This window comes from Erwinia sp. MMLR14_017, from assembly GCF_033657285.1.
Classification (GTDB): Bacteria; Pseudomonadota; Gammaproteobacteria; order Enterobacterales; family Enterobacteriaceae; genus Erwinia.
In genome coordinates this window covers 35159-56717 of sequence record NZ_JAWVWP010000005.1, presented here as the reverse complement: position 1 = coordinate 56717, position 21559 = coordinate 35159, and the positions used below count along the sequence as shown (strand labels likewise).

At 53.2% G+C, this 21559-nt stretch carries 17 protein-coding genes; 10 read left to right on the top strand and 7 right to left on the bottom strand.

Translation table 11 applies throughout. The features are described from left to right. The first annotated feature begins 60 nt into the window (after nucleotides 1-60). Nucleotides 61-1410, top strand: a complete 1350-nt coding sequence (locus tag SD961_RS09955) for a VOC family protein (RefSeq protein WP_318790213.1) — start codon at nucleotides 61-63, stop codon at nucleotides 1408-1410. A gap of 30 nt (nucleotides 1411-1440) precedes the next feature. Here the strand turns inward: SD961_RS09955 and SD961_RS09950 are convergent, their stop codons facing one another. After that, the gene (locus SD961_RS09950; RefSeq protein ID WP_318790212.1) at nucleotides 1441-1875 is read right to left on the bottom strand and encodes a DoxX family protein; all 435 of its coding nucleotides are present in this window, start codon (nucleotides 1873-1875) and stop codon (nucleotides 1441-1443) included. 190 nt (nucleotides 1876-2065) lie between these two features. On the opposite strand from SD961_RS09950, the gene SD961_RS09945 reads away from it, so the two are divergent. Both SD961_RS09945 and SD961_RS09940 read left to right on the top strand, forming a co-directional pair. Next, a complete protein-coding gene (locus SD961_RS09945) occupies nucleotides 2066-3598 on the top strand; it encodes a carboxylesterase/lipase family protein (protein WP_318790485.1) in 1533 nt (510 codons plus the stop codon). A gap of 217 nt (nucleotides 3599-3815) precedes the next feature. Beyond that, entirely contained in the window at nucleotides 3816-5477 is a 1662-nt protein-coding gene (locus SD961_RS09940; protein ID WP_318790211.1) for a methyl-accepting chemotaxis protein, read from the top strand. Here SD961_RS09940 and SD961_RS09935 read toward each other — a convergent pair. Then, on the bottom strand, nucleotides 5474-6325 hold the full coding sequence (locus SD961_RS09935; RefSeq protein ID WP_318790210.1) for a LysR substrate-binding domain-containing protein: 852 nt from the start codon (nucleotides 6323-6325) through the stop codon (nucleotides 5474-5476). The genes SD961_RS09940 and SD961_RS09935 overlap by 4 nt on opposite strands. Nucleotides 6326-6443: 118 nt before the next feature. On the opposite strand from SD961_RS09935, the gene SD961_RS09930 reads away from it, so the two are divergent. Both SD961_RS09930 and SD961_RS09925 read left to right on the top strand, forming a co-directional pair. Further along, a complete protein-coding gene (locus tag SD961_RS09930) occupies nucleotides 6444-7613 on the top strand; it encodes a methionine aminotransferase (RefSeq protein WP_318790209.1) in 1170 nt (389 codons plus the stop codon). A gap of 21 nt (nucleotides 7614-7634) precedes the next feature. Further along, nucleotides 7635-8414 carry a transporter substrate-binding domain-containing protein gene (locus SD961_RS09925; protein ID WP_318790208.1) on the top strand — a complete coding sequence of 260 codons (780 nt, stop codon included), beginning with the start codon at nucleotides 7635-7637 and terminating at the stop codon, nucleotides 8412-8414. Nucleotides 8415-8490: 76 nt separating this feature from the next. Here SD961_RS09925 and pepT read toward each other — a convergent pair whose 3' ends face one another. Continuing rightward, nucleotides 8491-9723, bottom strand: coding sequence for a peptidase T (pepT, locus tag SD961_RS09920; RefSeq protein ID WP_318790207.1), 1233 nt, complete (start codon nucleotides 9721-9723; stop codon nucleotides 8491-8493). A gap of 200 nt (nucleotides 9724-9923) precedes the next feature. Between pepT and SD961_RS09915 the strand changes: the two genes are divergently transcribed. Together SD961_RS09915 and SD961_RS09910 are read left to right on the top strand one after the other, a co-directional pair. Next, nucleotides 9924-10352, top strand: coding sequence for an OsmC family protein (locus SD961_RS09915; protein WP_318790206.1), 429 nt, complete (start codon nucleotides 9924-9926; stop codon nucleotides 10350-10352). A gap of 219 nt (nucleotides 10353-10571) precedes the next feature. Then, nucleotides 10572-12170, top strand: coding sequence for an ABC transporter substrate-binding protein (locus SD961_RS09910; RefSeq protein ID WP_412916673.1), 1599 nt, complete (start codon nucleotides 10572-10574; stop codon nucleotides 12168-12170). 27 nt (nucleotides 12171-12197) lie between these two features. Here the strand turns inward: SD961_RS09910 and SD961_RS09905 are convergent, their stop codons facing one another. Then, nucleotides 12198-13121, bottom strand: a complete 924-nt coding sequence (locus SD961_RS09905; RefSeq protein WP_318790204.1) for a LysR family transcriptional regulator — start codon at nucleotides 13119-13121, stop codon at nucleotides 12198-12200. Between the two features lie 152 nt (nucleotides 13122-13273). Between SD961_RS09905 and SD961_RS09900 the strand changes: the two genes are divergently transcribed. Both SD961_RS09900 and SD961_RS09895 read left to right on the top strand, forming a co-directional pair. Next, on the top strand, nucleotides 13274-14701 hold the full coding sequence (locus tag SD961_RS09900) for a M20 family metallopeptidase (RefSeq protein WP_318790203.1): 1428 nt from the start codon (nucleotides 13274-13276) through the stop codon (nucleotides 14699-14701). Further along, entirely contained in the window at nucleotides 14698-15975 is a 1278-nt protein-coding gene (locus tag SD961_RS09895) for an MFS transporter (RefSeq protein ID WP_318790202.1), read from the top strand. The genes SD961_RS09900 and SD961_RS09895 overlap by 4 nt, the downstream gene beginning before the upstream one ends. 110 nt (nucleotides 15976-16085) lie before the next feature. On the opposite strand, the gene SD961_RS09890 is transcribed toward SD961_RS09895, so the two are convergent. After that, complete coding sequence (locus SD961_RS09890; protein WP_318790201.1) at nucleotides 16086-17129, bottom strand: acyltransferase; 1044 nt, start codon at nucleotides 17127-17129, stop codon at nucleotides 16086-16088. 579 nt (nucleotides 17130-17708) lie between these two features. Then, nucleotides 17709-19148: an aldehyde dehydrogenase gene (gene aldA, locus SD961_RS09885; protein ID WP_318790200.1), complete on the bottom strand. Its 1440-nt coding sequence runs from the start codon at nucleotides 19146-19148 to the stop codon at nucleotides 17709-17711. A gap of 350 nt (nucleotides 19149-19498) precedes the next feature. On the opposite strand from aldA, the gene rhaT reads away from it, so the two are divergent. Continuing rightward, nucleotides 19499-20533 (top strand): L-rhamnose/proton symporter RhaT, encoded by a 1035-nt coding sequence (gene rhaT, locus SD961_RS09880; protein WP_318790199.1) that lies wholly within the window; start codon nucleotides 19499-19501, stop codon nucleotides 20531-20533. A 142-nt stretch (nucleotides 20534-20675) separates the two neighbouring features. Here the strand turns inward: rhaT and rhaR are convergent, their stop codons facing one another. Next, nucleotides 20676-21551 carry an HTH-type transcriptional activator RhaR gene (gene rhaR / locus SD961_RS09875; RefSeq protein ID WP_318790198.1) on the bottom strand — a complete coding sequence of 292 codons (876 nt, stop codon included), beginning with the start codon at nucleotides 21549-21551 and terminating at the stop codon, nucleotides 20676-20678. Between the last annotated feature and the right edge of the window lie 8 nt (nucleotides 21552-21559).

Sequence of the window (21559 nt, the reverse complement as noted above, 5' to 3'; positions counted from 1 at the left end):
TTTCTCCGTAGCTGTTACTTTCCAGTACTCTGACAGCAACAGGCTATCGGGAGGCAAAAAATGGAAAGTGCATGGGTTTCCGCCAACGCTATTCGCGCCAGCTTTGCCAGCGCGATGTCGGCGATGTATCAGCAGGAAGTGCCGCAGTATGGAACCTTGCTGAGGCTGGTGGCGCAGGTAAATAAAGAGGTGCTGGAGCAGGAGCCGCAGCTGAAACAGCAGTTGGTTCGCGATAATGAACTCGCCCGGCTCGACGTTGAACGCCACGGCGCTATTCGCGTGGGGACAGCAGCAGAGCTGGTGATGCTGAGGCGAGTGTTTGCCATTATGGGCATGTATCCGGTGGGCTATTACGATCTCTCTCAGGCTGGTGTGCCGGTACACTCAACGGCATTTCGTCCGCTGGATGATGAGGCGCTTAACGCCAACCCTTTCCGGTTGTTTACCTCGTTGCTGCGACTGGAACTGATTGACGATCCGGCGCTGCGTCAGCAGGCGGCAGAGATTCTGGCGGCGCGCGATATCTTCACCCCGCGCTGTCGGGAACTGGTCAGCCTTTGCGAAAAGCAGGGCGGTCTTGACGCCCGGCAGGCAGAAAGCTTTATCGGGGAAGCGCTGGAAACGTTTCGCTGGCATCAGCAGACTACGGTGGATGGCAAAACGTATCAGGCGTTGCTGGCGCAGCACAGACTGATAGCGGACGTGGTTTGCTTCCCTGGCTGTCATATCAACCACCTGACGCCGCGCACGCTGGATATCGATCGGGTGCAGGCGTTGATGCCTGAAGCGGGCATCACCCCCAAAATGATTATCGAAGGGCCGCCTCGCCGTCGCGTGCCCATTTTGCTGCGGCAGACCAGCTTTAAAGCGCTGGATGAACCCGTCAGGTTTCAGGATGGTCCGGGCACGCATACGGCCCGCTTTGGTGAAATTGAGCAGCGTGGGGTTGCGCTGACCGCTAAAGGACGCGCGCTCTACGATCGGCTTTTGGCACAGAGTGAAACCGGCGCGGATAATCTCACGCATCAGCAGCTTCTGAAGGCCACTTTTCAGGATTTCCCGGACGATGCTAATTTGTTACGCCAGGAGCAGCTGGCGTGGTTCACTTACCGGCTGACCGACAAGGGCCGCGCAGACCCTGAACGGCTCAGGCAACCGCAGTCGGTAGAAGCCTTGCTTGCCGAAGGATTAATTGAAGCGACGCCGATGATTTACGAAGATTTCCTGCCGGTCAGCGCCGCAGGGATTTTCCAGTCCAATCTGGGCAGCGACGCCAGGCCGCGCAGCCAGGGGCAAAGCAGTCAGGCAGAGTTCGAAAAGGCGTTAGGGGCAAAAATCCAGGACGAAATCGCCTTGTATGCGCAGCGGCAGGCCGCAAGCCTGGCCCGATGCGGCGTAAGCGTGCAGTAAATTAAGGGGCACAGCCTGTGCCCCCGATTTTTATTGCAGGCGGGGATTGCGGATTAAGGCGTATTTTCCCGCCCCGGAAAACATGATTGCCAGCGCACCAAACAGATAAAGCGCTTCTCCCTCCAGTGCCCAGGCTCCCACGTTTGTGCGGTCCCAAAATGCGCCGGTTTTGACCAGTAACGTAGCCACCACCAGGTTCACCGCAATGATAAATGCCGCAGGGCGGGTGAGCAGACCAATAATGATCATCAGCGGGGCGATAACTTCCCCGATATAAGCCCCATAAGCTACAAAGCCCGGTATACCGTGCGCTTTAAGCAGCGTGGCAATCCAGCCTGTGCCATGTATAACTTTAAACTCACCGTGAAACAGCAGCAAAATGCCAAAGGCCAGGCGCAGCAGCAGCTTACCCAAGTCCGGATGGTCAGCGAGGCGTGAAAAACCACTATTCAGGGCCGCAAACATGATCAAATCCTTAATAATAAATGGGTAACAAATAGCCAGCAAAAACTGACCGGCTCGCCAGGGAGAAGAGAAGTTTTCTCGCCAGCGTCTCTTTCTGCTGGCGATCAGCATAATCCGCAAATGGCCTGAATGATTGGACTTTCGTCTCACTGCTGCAAATAATGATCGGCAGATACTTCAGGATGAGATGATGAAACACGATCGTTTGTTAAGGACTGCTACTGCAGAAGGCGCTCTTCGCGGGAGTCTTGAAGAGGGTGTTTTTGTCTTCCGGGGCGTTCCTTATGCTGCTCCGCCCGTTGGTGAATTACGCTGGAAACCGCCAAAACCGGTCAGGCCGTGGCAGGGGGAGCGTGATGCCACCGCCTGGGGAAGCGCAAGCTGGCAAAACCGTGACTATTGTATCGCGGTGGGAGGCGGCGATCCCGGCGCATTCAGCGAGGACTGCCTCTATCTTAATGTCTGGACGCCCGATCTGGAACCAGCCCGCCCGATGCCCGTTATGGTGTGGATCCACGGCGGAGGCTTTACTTTGGGTGCGGGCAGCCTGACTCCCTATGTCGGTTTACCGCTGGCTTCGCGCGGCGTGGTGGTGGTCACCCTCAACTACCGTCTGGGACATCTGGGTTTCTTTGCTCATCCGGCACTGGATAAAGAGTATCGTGAGGGGGAGATCGTCAATAATTTCGCCCTGCTTGATCAGATAGCTGCCCTGCAATGGGTCCAGCGTAACATCGCCAACTTTGGCGGCGACAGCAGCAACGTCACCATTATGGGGGAGTCATCCGGCGCTCGCAGCGTATTGTCCCTGTTTTCCTCTCCGCTGGCGGCCGGGCTTTTCCATAAAGGAATTGCGCAAAGCGCCTATACGCTGCCAGATATTCCCCGTGAGAAAGCGTCAGAGAGAGGCGTGCGGCTGGCCAGCCATTTCAATCTGCACAACGCGACGGCAGAACAGCTCCGCGCTTTGCCCGCAGATGCCTTCTGGTCGCTTGACGCCTCCCTGACTAACGGGCCAGTCGCTATCTTCGGCGACTGCGTTCTGCCTGAGCCTGTGCTCAGCGTCTTTACCGGGGCGAAACAGCTCCGGCTCCCTCTGCTCATCGGCAGCAACAGTGACGAAGCCAGCGTCCTGAGCTACTTCGGTGTGGATCCGGCGACAGTGATTGAGCAGGTCAGGAAAACGCAGCGAGTGGGATTCCGGCTGAAAATGATCCGTCTGCTCTATGATGGCGTTTACGACGATGCCGAGCTGGGCCGCCTGGTGGCCCGCGATATGACATTCACCACAATGGGTTACATTGCAGCGCTGGCGCAGTACCGCAACGGTATGCCCGCCTGGCGCTATTACTTTGACTATGTTTCTGAGAATGCGCGCGACATCTACCTGAACGGCACCTGGCATGGCAATGAAATCCCTTATGTACTGGACACGCTTGATGCGCTGAATGCGGAGAACAATGCCCGACCCTTCACGGAAAATGACCGTAACTTTGCAAAACTGGTCAGCGAATACTGGTTGAATTTCGCCCGTCACGCGAGTGAGTTCTCCCACGATCTGGAAGGCGAAGTCAGCTGGCCGGCGTGGCGTCCGTGGCAAGATAAAGTGATGCGGTTTGGCGAAAAGGGCCAGGCGGTGGTGAAGCTGGAAAAACGCTTTATGCGGCGACGTACGCAGCTGTTTCGTCTGTTAATGAAAGGTATGGTGCGGTTAAAAGAGTAATTGCTTAACAAAATAATTTTCCCGGTAAAATAGATCCTGGCAGCGGGTTGCTGAAATCAGTAACATAAGCAAAGAGTTAAGTAAAATGAGCAAGTTTGTAACGTTCTGAATAGCAACCAATAATTTCTCAGGGTTTACCACTTCGTGCCGATAACTCCGGATAAGCGCCCGATCCAAAAGGCGATGTTATCCGGTCTGATACCGTTACGGAGTAGTTATGAACTTGTTAAGAAATTTTACCATCCGCAGCGTGATGCTCTGGGTCCTTGGGCTGTTTTGCCTGATGTGGTCCGCCGTAGGCATGTACAGCGTCTATTCCCTGAATGCCCTCGGCAAAGGCAATGAGGTCGATCGTGAACTGGTTAATCAAATGACCACCCTGAGTAAAGGGAACGATCAATATTTCCGCTTTATCACCCGTCTGACCCGCGCGGTGGAATCACGACAGGCTGGCAGCGCCTCGGCGGCGGCAGATATGGCCTCGGTGCAGAAAGCGCTTGATAACATGGCGAAGCTGCTCGATGACTTTAAAGCCCAGGCCCCAGGCCCGATGGACGTCAGCTATTCTGGCGACGTTATTGCCAGCTGGCAGAAACTGCTCGATCAGGGCGTACTGCCACAAATGCAGCTGGCTCAGCAGGGAAACATGGATAATTTCCGTCGCCATGCCACCACCGTAACGCCGCCGCTGAGCCGTGAATTCGGCTCCTCCGTCGACAAATTCAATCTGGCAGCGGGCGCAAAACTGGACGCCACCCGCGTCAACGTCGACCATCTCACCGATATGACTAAAATCGTCATCGTGGTGGCGGTGATTATTGGCCTGTTTATCCTGCTGTTTACCGACCGTTATCTGGTCAAAATGCTGGTGCGTCCGCTGGACAGCATGCGCGAACAGTTCCGCCTGATTGCGGAAGGCGACCTCAGCCATCCTCTGCAGGATATCGGCCGTAACTGCGTGGGTAAACTGGTTCCCCTGTTAAGCGCCATGCAGGACAGCCTGCGGGAAGCCGTGAGCGCCATTCGCAGCGGCACCGACAACATCTATCGCGGCGCTGCCGAAATCTCATCAGGCAATAACGATCTGGCATCACGTACCGAAGAGCAGGCTGCGGCGCTGGAGCAAACGGCCGCCAGCATGGAGCAACTCACCGCCACCGTGAAATTTAATGCCGACAACGCCCGTCAGGCCAGCGAGCTGGCGCAGTCAGCTTCCGTGACCGCCAGTAAAGGCGGCAAGCTGGTGGGCGATGTGGTCACCACGATGCAGGGGATTGCCGGCAGCTCGAACAAGATTGCCGAAATCACCAGCGTGATTAACAGCATTGCTTTCCAGACCAACATCCTGGCGCTTAACGCTGCGGTTGAAGCTGCACGGGCTGGCGAACAGGGTCGCGGGTTTGCTGTAGTAGCCAGCGAAGTGCGTAACCTCGCGCAGCGAAGTGCCGGTGCAGCGAAAGAGATTGAAACGCTGATAGCGGATTCCGTTATGCGCGCCAGCAACGGCTCGCGGCTGGTGGGCGAAGCGGGCAGCACGATGGATGAGATCCTGAAAGCGGTAGGCGAAGTGACGGAAATCATGAAACAGATCGCTTCCGCCTCTGAAGAGCAGAGCAAAGGCATCTCTCAGGTCGGCATCGCCATTACCGAAATGGATAGCGTGACGCAGCAGAACGCCTCGCTGGTGGAGCAGGTCTCCGCTGCGGCCAGCTCGCTTGAGCGGCAGACCGAAGAGCTGACGCTCTCTGTATCGAAGTTCCGCCTCTCGCCAACGGCCACGGCCACGCCAAAAGCGCCAGCCCGGTCAGTACAAACGGCTGCCCGTCCGCTGATGGCTAAGCCTGCCGCCGCATCTGCGGACGAGTGGGTTTCTTTCTAAGCCGGCTGACAGAGCCACGCCACCAAAGCAGCAAGCTGCGGTGGCGCTTCTTCAGGCGGGCGCTGGATCAGGCTGTAGACCGCGCCCGTTTTCACCTTTTCCTTAAAAGGGGCGATCAGCCGCTTCATGGCGAGATCCGCCTCGATAAGCGTTACATCCGCTACCGTCACGCCAAATCCCTGAATAGCGGCACTGATGGCTAAATCCATCGTATCAAAATGCTGGTTACGCTTCATGGTCACCTCTGCCTGCTGCTGCGCCAGCCAGAGCTGCCAGTCGCGGCCATCCGCCGTAGGATGCAAAAAGGTGAACCCTGATAACTCCGCTGCCGTGATTAATTTTTTGTCCTGCGAAGTGGGGGCCATCACCGGCGTTAACGCTTCATCAAACAGATGCCGGCTACCGGATGGGGCGCTGCCGTATAAAATGGCCACGTCATGATTATCCAGCTGGCTGCTGTGGTCGACGGTGGTGGTGAGCGAAACATGGAGATCGGGCTGAGCCTGTTCCAGAGCCACCAGCTTCGGCACCAGCCAGCGCATGGCGCAGGTAGGCGCCTTCAGGCGGATCGCCCCGTGCGTTTTGCTGGCCTGTTCGGCTGCCTGCATCATCTGCTCAAATGCGGTTTTCATTGCCGGTAACAGCGCTGCGCCCTGGTCAGTCAGCGTTAATCCTCTGGCATGACGCTCGAAAAGTGCAAAGCCCAGCCAGCTCTCCAGCGAGGCGATTTTACGGCTCACCGCGCCCTGAGTAATACAGAGCTCTCCCGCTGCACGGGTCAGGTTCAGGTGACGGGCAGTAACAATAAAGGCATGGATGGCATTAAGGGGAAGCGTACGCCGTGACATTGTTACCCTCTGAGCTATGTTTAAAAGTCATGGCTATTATGACAACAATTCGCTTGTCGGCTCAAGGTCGCTCACGTTGAATAGGCTAATCGCGCCATTCATCCTCACCGGAGAGAGCATGCCCATTAAATCCAGCGTACAACAACGCTCAAAATTACCGGACGTTGGCACCACCATTTTTTCTGTTATCGGGCAGCTGTCTGCTCAGCATAATGCCATCAACCTGTCGCAGGGAGCGCCTAATTTCCCCTGTGATGCGGCGCTGATTAACGGCGTAACCCAGGCGATGGAGCAGGGCCACAACCAGTACGCCCCGATGACCGGTTTGGCCGCGCTGAAGGAAGTGCTCGCCAGCAAGGTAGAGACTCTTTATGGCCAGCGGTACGATGCGGCAAGCGAAGTGCTGATTACCGGTAGCGCAAGCCAGGGGATCTATGCAGCCATTGGCGGCCTGGTTCATCCGGGAGATGAAGTGATCTTTTTTGAACCCGCCTTTGACAGCTATGCGCCGGTGGTGCGTCTGCAGGGCGGCGTGCCGGTGGGCCTGAAGCTCCAGGTACCCGACTTCGCCATCAACTGGGATGAAGTGCGTGCCGCAGTAACCTCCCGCACGCGTATGATCATTATTAACACACCCCATAATCCCAGCGCGCAGGTTCTCTCACGCGCCGATCTCGACGAACTGGCGGCAATTACCCGCAATACCAATATTGTGGTGCTCTCAGATGAGGTGTATGAACATATCCTGTTTGACGGGCGGCAGCATCAGGGGATGGCGACCCATGCTGAGCTGGCGCAGCGCAGCATTATCATCTCCTCCTTTGGCAAAACCTTTCACGTGACCGGCTGGCGAGTGGGCTACTGCCTGGCGCCGGCTGAACTGATGGATGAGCTGGTTAAGGTTCATCAGTTCATGATGTATTCCGCCGACACACCGATGCAGTTCGCTTTTGCAGACTATCTGCGTGAGCCAGCTAATTATCTGGGCTTGGGCGAATTTTATCAGCGCAAACGCGACACGCTGGCGGAACTGCTAGAGGAGTCGCCGTTCCGCCTGCTGCCTTCAGCCGGATCGTTTTTTATGTTAGCCAGTTATGCAGATTTCAGTGACGAATCAGACAGCGAAATGGTAAAACGTCTGATTGTTGATCACGGTGTAGCAACTATCCCGCTTTCGGCGTTCTACACGGATGGAACCGACAATAAATTGATCCGTCTCTCTTTCGCAAAAGACGAAGCCACACTTGCGGCGGGCGCACGGGCGCTTTGCCAGGTGAAAGCTCGCTAAAATACTCCTGAGGGGAAGTTGATGAAGAAACTGAATGCACTGTTTGTGGCGGTTGGGCTGTTCTCATCCATGTCGGTGATGGCGCAGGAAACGCTGCGCTACGGACTGGAGTCTCAGTATCCACCTTTTGAAAGCCGCAATGCGTCAGGCGATCTGGAAGGATTTGATATCGAACTGGGGAAAGCGATTTGCCAGGTAGGCAATTTCAAATGCAGTTGGGTAGAGAGCAGCTTTGATGCGCTGATCCCGGCGCTTGCCGCCAGGAAATTTGATGCCATTAACTCGGCAATGAACATCACCGAAGCGCGCATGAAAAGCATTGGCTTCACTAAGCCAGTCTATCGTATTCCGAGCCAGCTGATTGGCAAAACTGGTTCCGGTTTGCAGCCAACTATTGCATCGCTCAAGGGTAAAAATATCGGCGTTCTGCAGGGTTCTGTTCAGGAAACCTTTGCCAAAAAGCATTGGGAGCCTCAGGGTGTGACGGTGACGCCTTACCAGGATCAGAATCAGGTCTATAACGACATGGTCGCAGGCCGTCTTGACGGGACGCTGGTCATGTCGGCAGCGGGTCAGTCCGGCTTCCTGGCGAAACCACAGGGTAAGGGATTTTCCTTCGCGGGCGACCCGGTGGAAGACACCCAGGTGCTGGGCGTAGGGATCGGTTTTGGTCTGCGTAAAGATGATGCGAAGCTGAAAGAGGCGCTGGATGCCGCTATCACTAAAGTGCAGGCAGACGGCACCGTAACTAAGCTGGCAGCCAAATTCTTCCCTGGCATTGATGTGGCGGTGAAAGAGTAACAGGGTTAAATCCCGGCCTTTCAGCACGCCGGACGATGAACAAATGGGCGAATTTATTCGCCCATTTTTATTGCTTTTACTTTGCTGCCAGCAGGCAGAGCTTTTCTGCAACCAGGTAGGACTTCACAAACGAAGGGATCGGCAGGAATTCAAATTTCGAATGGAAATTATGCGCGCCGGTAAAGAAGTTTGGCGTCAGCAGGCCTTTTGCCGAGAGCGCAGCCCCATCGGTTCCGCCACGCATCGGCGTCACTTTTGGCGTAATATCTAACTCTTCCAGCGCCGCAAAGATCAGCTCTATTGCGCGCCGATCTTCACCAATCGCATTACTGATATTGCTGTAGGTATCTGTGAGGGTGAACTCAACCTTGCCCGTAGGATACTGCTCGCGGATTTTGGCAGCCACGTCGGCAATTTTCTGCTTACGCTGTGCAAAAGAAGCCAGATCGAAATCGCGAATTGAAGCTTTCAGCCGTGTCTCGTTGGCGTTGGCGGTCATCTCATTAAACCAGACATAACCTTCGCGTCCTTCCGTATGCTCCGGCGTCTCCATCCGGTCAAAGTAGCTGACAAAATCGAGCGCCATTAATAGCGGATTAACCAGCACCCCTTTCCCGGACATCGGGTGGGCAGTGACGCCGGTCAGACGAATATCGGCTGAAGCTGCGTTAAAATTCTCATACACCACTTCGCCCAGCTCACAGCAGTCGATGGTGTAAGCAAAATCAACATTAAAGCGCGTTTTCAGATCCAGCGCTTTGGCGCCGCGCAGCCCAATCTCCTCATCCGGCACGAAAGCGACCACGATATCGCCATGGGGCGTTTCGTGCGTCAGGTTTTCCATCAGCGTCATCACGACCGTCACCGCCGCCTTGTTATCTGCTCCCAGCACGCTGGTGCCATCGCTGAATATTATCTCCTGCCCGTGGTAGGCGTTGATTTCAGGATGCTCTGCGGTACGCAGCCAGATATCCTCCTGCTGATTCAGGCAGAGATCCTGGCCTTCAAAACGCAAAGTCTGTGGATGGATATGGGGAGAGAGCCCAACGTCCACGGTATCGATATGGGTGATAAAACCGATGCGCGGTGCGGAAGGGCGATTGCCCGGCTTAACCGCAGTTACGGTGGCGAACTCATCAATCACCACATCCTGTAACCCCATTTCACGCAGCTCTTCTGCCAGCATTTTCGCCATGGCGTGCTGCTCTGGCGTGCTCGGCAGCAACTGAGAGGCGGCATCGCTCTGGCTGGTGACGGCAAGGTAGCGGTAAAAACGTGTGCTGAGCTGGCTGGCCAGTTCCTGGTTCATCCTGTCTTCCTGTTTCTGAGGGAAAGCGTACTGATTTATCATAATTATCAGAGTGGCGGAGCCAGGTCAAAGAGGGAAGTGTGATGACGTGCGGTGGGGAAGGTAGTGGTCAGGGATTAACCAGTCGGACGCCTCTCCCCAGCGAACTGCTGAGAAGTCACTATACTGAAAGTTCATAATAAACAAACAGGAGGACAGTCATGACCATTCATAAGAAAGGGCAGGCGCATTGGGAAGGCGATATCAAGCAGGGTAAAGGCACAATCAGCACCGAAAGCGGCGTGCTGAAAGAGCAGCCCTACGGATTTAACACCCGTTTTGAAGGCAAACCAGGCACTAACCCGGAAGAGTTGATTGGCGCAGCTCACTCAGCCTGTTTTTCAATGGCGCTCTCTCTGATGTTAGGCAACGCAGGCTTTGTGCCTGAAAGCATCGATACTGTGGCCGATGTTTCGCTGGACAAAGTGGGTGAAGGCTTCAAAATCACCAAAATCGCTCTGCAAAGCGAAATCAAGCTGCCTGGTATCGACAGCAGCAAATTTGATGAAATCATCAATCAGGCTAAAGCTGGCTGCCCGGTCTCTCAGCTGATGAACGCTGAAATTACGCTGGATTATAAACTGAACTGATCTTCAGATGGCGTATAAATATTTCCCTGCCGCCCGGCGGGGAAACCTTTCTGTTATCCCTCCCGGAAATGTACCTGCTATTTTTTTACCACACTAAACAACTCGCTGAAATATAACCAAAAGTGATGAATAAAAAAACAGCATAACGCTGGTTCTCTCCACCGTTAGCGATTAGATTGTTGGAACCAGGAAAAAACAATCAGCAACACTCTAACGAGGATGGAAATGAAAAAAACATTTTTAAGGACGGCTATTGCTGCGTTAACGCTGACGGTAGCGACAGGTGCCGCAGCGAAAACATTGGTGTTCTGTTCGGAAGGGTCGCCGGAAAATTTTAACCCCCAGCTCTATACCTCTGGTACCAGTGTGGATGCCAGCGCTGTCCCTATTTATAATCGTCTGGTGGACTTCAAAGTGGGTACTACCGAACTGGTTCCCAGCCTGGCGGAAAGTTGGGAAATCAGTCCCGATGGCAAAACCTATACCTTCCATCTGCGTAAAGGGGTGAAGTTTCAGAGTAATAAGGCGTTTAAGCCCACGCGCGACTTTAACGCGGATGACGTCATTTTCTCCTTTATGCGGCAAAAAGATACCAAAAATCCTTACCACAACGTTTCCAGTGGGACCTATGCTAATTTCGAAAGTCTGGAATTTGGCTCGCTGATCACCGATATCACTAAGGTAGACGATAATACGGTACGCTTTACTCTGGCCCATGCCGAAGCGCCGTTTCTCGCCGATTTAGGCTGGTACTTTGCTTCCATCCTCTCCGCTGAATATGCTGATGCCATGCTGAAAGCCGGCACGCCGGAAAAAGTTGACCAGGTACCAATCGGTACAGGGCCTTTCGAGCTGGCGCAGTATCAGAAAGACTCCCGTATTTTGTTTAAGGCCTTCCCGCAATACTGGCAGGGAAAAGCGAAGCTGGACCGGCTGGTATTTTCCATTACGCCTGACGCTTCCGTGCGTTATGCCAAGCTGGAAAAGAATGAGTGTCAGGTGATGCCTTTCCCAAATCCTGCCGACCTGCCTCGTATGAAGGAAAATAAAGATCTTACGCTGATGCAAAAAGCGGGTCTGAATACCGGCTTCCTTGCCTTTAACACCCAGAAGCCGCCGCTGGATAACGTCAAGGTTCGCCAGGCGCTGACCATGGCCATCAACAAACCGGCGATTATCCAGGCTGTGTTCCAGGGCACCGGAACGGTAGCTAAAAACCTGCTGCCGCCTGGCGTCTGGAGCGCTGACAAGGATCTCAAAGATTATGATTACGATCCGGAAAAAGCGAAAACGTTACTGAAAGAGGCTGGTCTGAAGCCAGGAACCGCTATCGATCTGTGGGCGATGCCGGTTCAGCGGCCCTATAATCCTAATGCGCGACGTATGGCCGAAATGATTCAGGCTGACTGGGCCAAAGTGGGTATTAAAGCCAATATCGTCAGCTTCGAATGGGGTGAATACCTTAAGCGGGTGAAAAATGGCGAGCATCAGGCCGCCCTGATGGGCTGGACAACAGCGACAGGCGATCCTGATAATTTCTTTGGACCTCTCTTCAGTTGCACCTCAGCTAATGGCGGCTCGAACTCATCGAAATGGTGCTATAAGCCGTTTGATAATCTCATCACTCAGGCCCGTGCGGAGCAGGATCATAACAAGCGCGTCGATATGTACCGCGAGGCTCAGCAAATCATGCACGATCAGGCACCTGCGGTAATGATTGCGCATTCAACAATCTTCGAACCGGTGAGGAAAGAGGTCACAGGTTATGAGATCGATCCGTTTGGTAAACACATCTTCTACCAGGTGGATATTAAGTAAGGCGTCGGCCCTCTTTCCCGGAGGGCCTCAAAAACCATACTCGCGGGAAAATCGTTGGTTTTCCTGCTGCAACTGCTCACTGACAAAGGTCAGGAACAGATTCAGTGCCGCCGAACGCTGGCGGCCATTTACCGTCTGCACCTGCAGCGTGCGTTGCGTAAGCTGATCGATGCCCATTGAACGCAGCGTCAGCCCATGCTCTCTGGCCTGATAGAGCACGGTGAACTGGCTACAAATGGTCACGGCCAGGGGATTTTGCTGCAGAAAGGTATAGAGCGTACTGAAGTTATTGCAGGTAATGGCCGGTTCAATAAAGGTTCCGCTCATCTGACAGGAAAGATCGAACAGCTGCCGCACGGTAGTGCCCTGGTCGGGCAGCGCAACCGGGAACGCCGACAGATCGCTTAGCGTAAATTCGCGTTCTGCCAGCGGATGCGTGTTGTGCATGACAATAAATACCGGTGCCGGAAAAGAAGCCACCACATCGACGCCCCGTTCCGGATGAAGGCTGAACTGGAAGGCGACGTCGCACTCTCCCTGTCTCAGGATCTCCGCCACCTCCAGCGCGCTGCATACAGTCAGCGTAAAGCTCACCGCGGGATTAAGCTGACGGAATTGCGAGAACAGGGTCGGTAACAACCCAAAAGCCATGCCGTCAGTACAGACAACCCGCAAAGCGGTTCGTCTGACCGCTTTTAATCCTTTGATCTCAGCCAGCGCATGTTCCCTGTCCAGAAGAGCACGGCGAACATGGTTTTCAAATATTTTCCCGGCATCATTCAGCACCATTCCCCGTGCGTGGCGCTCGAATAAAGGCGCACCAATCTCATTCTCAAGACGCTGGATCTGGCGACTGATAGCGGAGACAGCGACATAGAGCTGCTGGCTGGCGGCGCTTAATGAACCGGTGTTGGCTACCGCCAGAAAATAGCGGATTTCTGCGCTCTGCATGATGTTGCCTCTTTCTGGTGCATGCTGCCTGGATGTGCAATTTTGCTTTGCTCTGTAAGCAAAGCTTGTTTGATATTTTGATAATTGTGGCAAGGCGCGATTTTAGCTTAGATGGGTTGCATAACAAAACAGCAAACACAACGGGCAGGGTTATGACAGGACAACAGGCAGTGGCGCAGGCGACGGCATATTTTGACAGCGGGGAGTTTAAGCAGGTGCTGGCGCGGCGCGTGGCTATTCGTTCGGAAAGCCAGCGGGACGATCGCGATAACGAACTACAACGTTATTTTACTGAAGAAATTTCTCCGGCAATGCGTGCAATGGGTTTCACCCTCACAGAACTGGCTAACCCCAAAGCAGAGGCGCGGCCCTTTTTGCTGGCGACACGCATCGAAGATACAGCGCTGCCCACGCTGCTTTGCTATGGGCATGGCGATGTGGTCTTTGGCGATGATGAAAACTGGCGTGACGGGTTGAACCCCTGGCAACTGAGCGAAGAGGGCGATCGCTGGTATGGGCGTGGAAGCGCCGATAACAAAGGTCAGCACTCGGTAAATATCGCCGCCCTGGAGCAGATTTTTGCCGTGCGCGGCGGTGAGTTGGGTTTCAACTGCAAATTCCTTTTTGAGATGGGCGAAGAGATCAGTTCGCCCGGGCTGGCGCAAATTTGTGAAGCGAACCGCTCCCTGCTGAATGCCGATATTTTTATCGCTTCTGATGGCCCGCGTCTGAATGCCGAACGTCCTACCTTATTTTTAGGCTCGCGCGGCGCTGTTAACGTCAGGCTGAGCATTCATGCCCGCGATCGTGATTACCATTCCGGGAACTGGGGAGGGCTACTGAGTAATCCCGGTACGCAGCTTGCCAGTGCGGTGGCCTGCCTGGTCAATCAGCACGGTCAGCTACAGGTGACGGCCCTGAAGCCGCCAGCCATTTCTGCCCAGGTCCGTCAGATTCTCAGTGATATTAACGTTGAGGAGAGCAGCGATGGACCGCACATTGATGCTGAATGGGGCGAAGCTGGCTTAACGCCAACGGAACGTTTATATGGCTGGAACACGCTGGAAGTATTGTCGTTTTTAACCGGTAATCCTGACCGCCCGATGAACGCTATTCCAGGCAAAGCCACGGTTGTCTGCCAACTGCGCTTTGTGGTGGAGACAGACTGGGAAAATATTGCGCAGCATCTGCGGGAGCATCTCGACAGTCATGGATTTCAGCAGGTTGAAATTGAAGTCCTGCGCGGTTCGCCTGCTACACGACTCGATCCCTGCAATCCGTTGGTAGAGTGGGCTCTTGCTACAATGGCGACCACCAGCGGCAAGAAACCCGCACTGCTGCCCAATCTGGGCGGTTCGCTGCCCAACGATGTTTTTGCCCATATTCTCGGACTGCCCACTTTATGGATACCGCACTCCTATCCAGCCTGTGGTCAGCATGCTGTTGATGAGCACATGCTGAAATCAGTCGCTCGTGAAGGGCTACAGATGATGACACAGCTGTTCTGGGAGCTGGGTGAAAAAGGGGGCCAACTCATAGCCAGCCATCAGCTTTACCAGCAGCAGAAGGAGCAGCAATGAGCACGTTAACTTCTGCGCAAACACCGGTGGCAGCTGCGCCAAATCTCTGTAAAACGTTGTTTGCTACCTGCGTGGGCAATGCGCTTGAGTGGTTTGATATTGCCGTGTACGGTTTCTTTGCCACCTATATTGCGCACGCTTTTTTCCCTACGCAGGATCCTGCTGTCTCAATGTTGCTGACCTTCGGTAGCTTTGGCGTCTCGTTTTTAATCAGGCCATTAGGGGCTATCGTACTGGGTGATTATGCTGACCGCGTGGGCAGAAAAAAAGCGCTGATGCTCTCGATTACGCTGATGATGGTCGGGGGATGCATGATTGTGGTGATGCCTTCCTATGGCACCATTGGACTGGTTGCTCCTGTACTGATCCTGCTGGCTCGTCTGATTCAGGGGTTTTCAGCGGGCGGCGAATTTGGCAGCTCCACCGCTTTTCTGGTCGAACATTTCCCTCATCGTCGCGCCTTTATTGCCAGCTGGCAATTTGCGACGCAAGGGGCAAGCACGCTGCTGGCGTCTGCTTTTGGGCTGGGGCTGACGCACTGGCTCAGTGAGACGCAAATTCAGGAGTGGGGATGGCGCATTCCGTTTGCTTTTGGCCTGCTGATTGGCCCGGTGGGTCTCTATATCCGTCGCCATGTGCACGAGCCAGCCAGCTTTATCGCGCAGGAAAAATCCCACTCACCGCTCAGGTTGCTGGCTGGCAAGCAAAAAAGCCTGCTGCTTCTGGCGATGGGTCTGATGGTGATCTCCACCGGCATCAACTATATGCTGAATTATGTCCCTACTTATGCGACAAAAAGCCTGCATCTTTCCGGGACGGCTGCTTTCAGTGCGACATTACTGGCTGGCGTCATACTGACAGTGGTCACGCCGTTGATGGGGTTATGGGCGGAGAAAATAGGGCGCAGACCGCTGATGTGGACATCGCTGGGATTACTGATCCTGACTATCTATCCGGCATTCCTGCTGGTGGTGAACCACCCAACTTCCGGCATGCTGCTGTTGCTGGTGGGGTGGATGGCGCTACTTAAATCGATCTATTTTTCTACCGTGCCTTCAATGATGGCCGATCTGTTTCCGGTTAACACCCGCGCCAGCGGAATGGCTATCAGTTATAACGTAGCCGTGACGATATTTGGCGGGTTCGCCCCGTTGATCTGTACGCTGTTAATCGCCTCCACCGGTAGCAGCCTGGCGCCGAGTTATTATCTGATGGCGTTAGCTCTGGTCAGCGGCTGGTCATTATTTAAAAGCCAGTTCCGGTTGCAACACTGATCTCCGCTGAGAGATTGTCACGATCGCTTAATGTGACGGCGTCATTCAGTGAAGTATCATCAATCCCTCAAGCCCCTTTAGCGCAAGCAAAGGGGCTTTTTTGTGGATTTTTAACCAGCTTTAACCCGAAGAAACATTGAAGCCCGCCGTTCTATCAGCCAGTAGATCAGGTATCCCATACTGAGAGAAGCCATAACTAACACCAGCAGCGCAAAATAGAGTGTTATCTGACCGTTTTCGCCTGGCAGCAGGAGATGTAATATTTTTTCCAGCGCGCCCATTAACAGGCGATGACATACAAAGATTGAATAAGAAGCTACTCCCACTGCGCTTAATATTTTGCTGACGGGAGAGTTACTGACAAAACGGAAGCTGAAGAAGGTCAGAATAAAGAAGCTGAATGTCAAAATAATCAGTTGAGCGAGTCCGTGCATAAAGATTGTGGCTACCATCGCCAGGAAACTCACCATCAGTAAAGAATATCCGGTGTGGTACCAGGGGGTGGAAAGCCGTGGCTGTAGCGCAAAGCAGAGAACGCCGCTGAGAAAATAAAGCATAACGGGATTAGTATAAAACTGGACCCACAGATTTTCACTCTGCAGCGTGATACTGGCGGCAGCAAGCACAATGATGCTGAGGAAGATAAATGTCAGGCCCGAGCGGCGGGTAAGAAGTAAGCCTACGGAAAAAATCATATAAAATAGCACCTGATAGCAGAATATCCAGCCTGCGGAGATCACTGGCGTCAACAAATGCAGCTCTTTTATATAGACAGAAGGAATGAAAAGAAGAGAGAGAAGATTATCGGCAGGTTCCACTTTCGTCGACGGGAACCAGGCTGGATGAATAATCCAAAACACGATCGTTATCAAGGTAAATAAATAATAGACGGGTAGTATCTTCACCAGTCTGCCTTTAATAAAAGCCATGACTTTCCCTTCACCAAAGTCATTCCAGTGAAGGCTGGCAACCAGATAGCCACTGGTCATAAAAAAAAGGAAAACGCCAAGCTGACCCAGCGAAGATGCGTAGCCGCCCAAAGCTGAAAATCTGGCCGGACTTAATTGCGTAACAAAGCTTTCGGCATTACTGATAACAATAAGCAGACAGGCGACAGCCTGCAGCCATGTAGAGGCGAGTAAATTATTTTTCATGTAAATGACCCTGGTGCTGTGTGGGAAACCCCTCACCGCAGGCGGTGAGGGGGAGGGAGCATATCCATCTGATAATTTTTTAGAAGAATTTAATTATTGGGCCTGTTTAAGGCCTCTTTGTAATAAGGCTGCTGTGTGAGTCTTTCTTTCGACACATAAGCACAATCGTGCTCTGTGTGAGGTAATACATTAACCCGGTTGATTCATTTATTACCATATGTAAAATGCATCTTCAGAGAGTTTCAGAATTTCCTGTACCTGTTGCTTTAATTAATTTTGGTTAAGATCGCAAAGTATTTAATGGCGCTAATAAATCACTTTTTTGCTCTGCGCCATAACCCTATAGTTATTCGCAAGTTAGCCTGAGACCTGGTTTTTTTGCTTGAGGAATTGATTAGTCGTCAGGGTAAACCTGAAAGCTTTCACAACCGTAAATCAATATTGATAAGCAATAATGAACTATCGACTTATTCCTGGAGTCCGGCATTAGAGGACTGAATGTCCGCGGTACGGCGGTTATAACCCGTTACAGCCGGCAAAAAAAGGCCGGCTGCATTATTACTGGAAAGAGAACCTGAATTAATGAGACTGCAAATAAGCAACATGGGTTTGCAAATACTCTTCCAGCCCGTGACGCCCGTCAGCCCCTCCAATACCAGACTTGCGCCAACCGGCGTGGAAACCTTGCATGGCTTCAAAATTCTCCCGGTTAACATAGGTTTCACCAAATTTAAGCTCTCTCAGCGCCTTCATCGTGGTGTTCAAATCGCGAGTGAACAGTGATGACGTAAGGCCATATTCACTGTCATTCGCCAGAGCAATGGCTTCTTCAAGCGTGGCGAAGGGGATCACCGGCAGAACCGGACCAAAAGTTTCCTCCTGCACAATCGCCATATCCTGACTGACGTTAGTCAGCAGCGTGGGGGCAAAAAAGAATCCGCGTTCGCCAAGACGTTTACCGCCAGTCTCGATCCTGGCGCCCTGTTTAACCGCCAGCGCAATCTTCTGTTCCAGGCGAGCAAGGGCATCGGCGGAGATCAGCGGTCCCATATCAAGGTCCGTTTTCACCGCCGGATCGCCACTGGTTACCTGTTCAAACGCGGTTATCAGCCGGGCGACCACTTCCTTATAAACGTCCTGCTGGACATACAGCCGCTCTGCGCAGTTACAGACCTGCCCGGTATTAATCATTCTCGAACTTACAATAGCTTTTACCGCCAGATCTAAATCAGCATCCTTCATTACTATGGCCGGCGCTTTGCCGCCCAACTCCAGAGAAACTTTAGTGATATTAGGTGCCGCAGCATTGAGAGTGGCAATACCAGCATTTACGCTTCCCGTCAGACTGACCAGACCGACTTTAGGATTAGCCGCCAGCGCCTGTCCCACTTCAGGGCCGTAACCCGTTACCAAGTTAAAAACCCCTGGCGGTAAACCGATCTCATCAACAATTTCTGCGAAAATAATCGCATTATTCGGCGTTAATTCACTGGGTTTGATCACAATTGTGTTGCCAGTAATTAACGCTGGTGCCGCTTTGCGGGCAATCAGGAAAAAAGGAAAATTCCACGGGAGAATACCGATGGTGACACCAATGGCTTTTTTAAACACCATAATGGTTTCGTTGACCCGATCGCTCTGGACGATTTCCCCTTCGTAACGCCGTGCCCATTCCGCCATGTAATCAAGATAATCAGCAGTAAACAGCACTTCGGTTTTTGCTAACTGTTGGGTCTTGCCTCCTTCAGCAACGATTGTGGCGGTGATTTCCGCTTCACGCTGGCGAATGCCTTGCGAGATTTTTCGCAACCAGACACCACGCTCTACGGCCGGTAACGCTTCCCATGCCGGTTGAGCCGCTTGTGCCGCATCAACAGCCCGATCGGCATCTTCACGACTCCCTTCCGGGATCTGAGAAAGCCTCTGTTCTGTAGCCGGGTTGATCACATCAATCCAGCGGCCGCTGCGGTTTTCAACAAACTGACCATTGATATAGAAACGATGTTGGTGTGACGTCATAGTCTCTTCTCCGTAAAGGGTTTTTTAAGATTCGGTTAATGGAATGTTGCGCTATAAAATAGTGCCGCAGCCGTGGCAGAATGTCCTTTCTGTGACTGCCAACGCATCGGGAGGAGATGGCAGAAATGAGAAGAACGCAGGGATTCGGGTCTGAAATGAGGGAGGAGGCAATGCAAGAGGGGGCAGGAACCACTTTGACCACAAGTGGAAATTGTGATCGCGGTCAGTGTGAGGTGCACTATTTTGCCAGATTTGCCCCAGCCGGGGCAGCCAGCCTAAGGTGCCGCCTGTTCATTCCTTCGTAGACTGCCTCTACCGGGAACCTCACCCTCCTACGAAGGAATATAATAATGAGTCAGGCAATCCTTTCAGGCATCCTGTGGCATCTGGTGGGCGCGGCCAGCGCCGCCTGCTTCTATGCTCCGTTTAAAAAAGTGCGTAACTGGTCATGGGAAACCATGTGGTCCGTAGGCGGTATCGCGTCGTGGATAATCCTCCCCTGGGCGGTCAGTGCCGTGTTGCTGCCAAACTTTTGGGGGTATTACAGCAGCTTTACGCTCTCTCAGCTGTTACCCGTATTTCTCTTTGGCGCCATGTGGGGCGTAGGGAACATCAACTACGGGCTGACGATGCGCTATCTGGGCATGTCGATGGGGATTGGTATCGCTATTGGCATCACCCTGGTGGTGGGAACCTTAATGACCCCTCTGCTACAGGGACGATTTGTTGAACTCTTCAGTTCAACCGGTGGCAGGTTAACGCTCCTCGGCGTGCTGGTTGCGCTGGCAGGAGTAGCCATTGTTTCACGTGCAGGCTTACTCAAAGAGCGCGCAATGGGCATTACCGCAGAAGAATTCAATCTGAAAAAAGGATTAGTTCTGGCGGTAATGTGCGGCATCTTCTCGGCGGGAATGTCATTCGCGATGAATGCTGCGAAGCCAATGCACGAGGCTGCCGCCGCGCTGGGAATTGATCCGCTCTACACGGCACTACCCAGCTATGTGGTGATTATGGGCGGAGGAGCGGTAATTAATCTCGGCTTCTGCTTTATCCGCCTGATGACCAAATCCTCCCTCTCTGTTAAAACCGACTTCTCCGTTGGGAAGTCACTGCTGATCAGTAACGTATTGCTCTCAGTACTTGGGGGAACAATGTGGTACCTGCAATTTTTCTTCTACGCATGGGGGCACGCACGTATTCCGGCACAGTATGACTTCATTAGCTGGATGCTGCATATGAGCTTCTATGTCTTGTGCGGCGGTCTGGTAGGGCTGGTATTAAAAGAGTGGAAAAACGTGGGGCGGCGGCCGGTCAGCGTTCTCTGTGGCGGCTGCTTTGTGATTATCATTGCGGCGAATATCGTTGGCATGGGCATGATGTCCTGACAAGAATATCCGTCAGGCTGAAAAGGCTCTGAAGAGAGGCACCACCCCAGGTGGTGCTTTTCAACGTTATGCCATTCCCCCGGTTGAGGGCTTGCCTGCGGGTTCTGTGTCAGAGTGGTGTGCGTGGGGTAAAGCTGAAATATCACTCCCCGTCGCGCACAACCTGAAGTCTGCGTACGTTAACCGGTTCGAACTGCAGCCGGAAAGCACTGGGCGTCAGGCCCGTTTCCCTGGTAAAAACCACCGAGAAATAGTTACTGTCATCGAAGCCGCATCTGGCCGCAACTTCACTAATCAAGAGGGGGGTGCTGCGTAATAAGTATTTAGCCTGGCATAATTGCAGCTGGCGGATGTAATGGCCCGGCGTCATGCCGGTTTGCTGTCTGAAAAGCTGCTTCAGCGCTCGTTCAGACAACCGGTGTTGATGACAAAATGCGCTCAGATCAAAACTCGTGGCAATCTGCCCCTGAATAGCTGACATCAAAAGATCAAGCTGCTCGCCTTCGGGAAGCTGGTTCACGCTCTCAGGGGAATATCGGTGACGTTGTAACGTCAAAATGAGTTGAAGAAACAGCGTTTCGGTGAGCTGGCGAGAGAGCTGATCGTTTTTACGGCTCTCCAGTCTCAGCTGCTGAATTACGCCTCGCGCCAGCGCCATTCCCCGGGTGGTAAGCCGCCATTTTGTGTCCTGATTGTCAGGCAGAAAGAGTTTCCAGTTCAGACCCAGGCTGAATCGTTCGGGACAAAAGATAATGTTATCCAGGATCAGCTCATTGACGGATTCAAAGCTGTGACAATCATCGGGGCGCAGATAGAAAAGATCGCCGCAGGTAATCAGCCAGGGTTTGTCATTCATGACATGAAGGCCGTTACCGCGCCAGACAATTACCAGCTCGCTAAACTCATGAACATGGGGAGGAAAGCAAAGTTGCGGCGCGCGGTCAGCCACCGCTATCGGCATCAGTTCAGACGGGAAATAGTCGGCTTTCGCCAGGCGCAGGGGGACAGGTACAGTCACGGTTCACC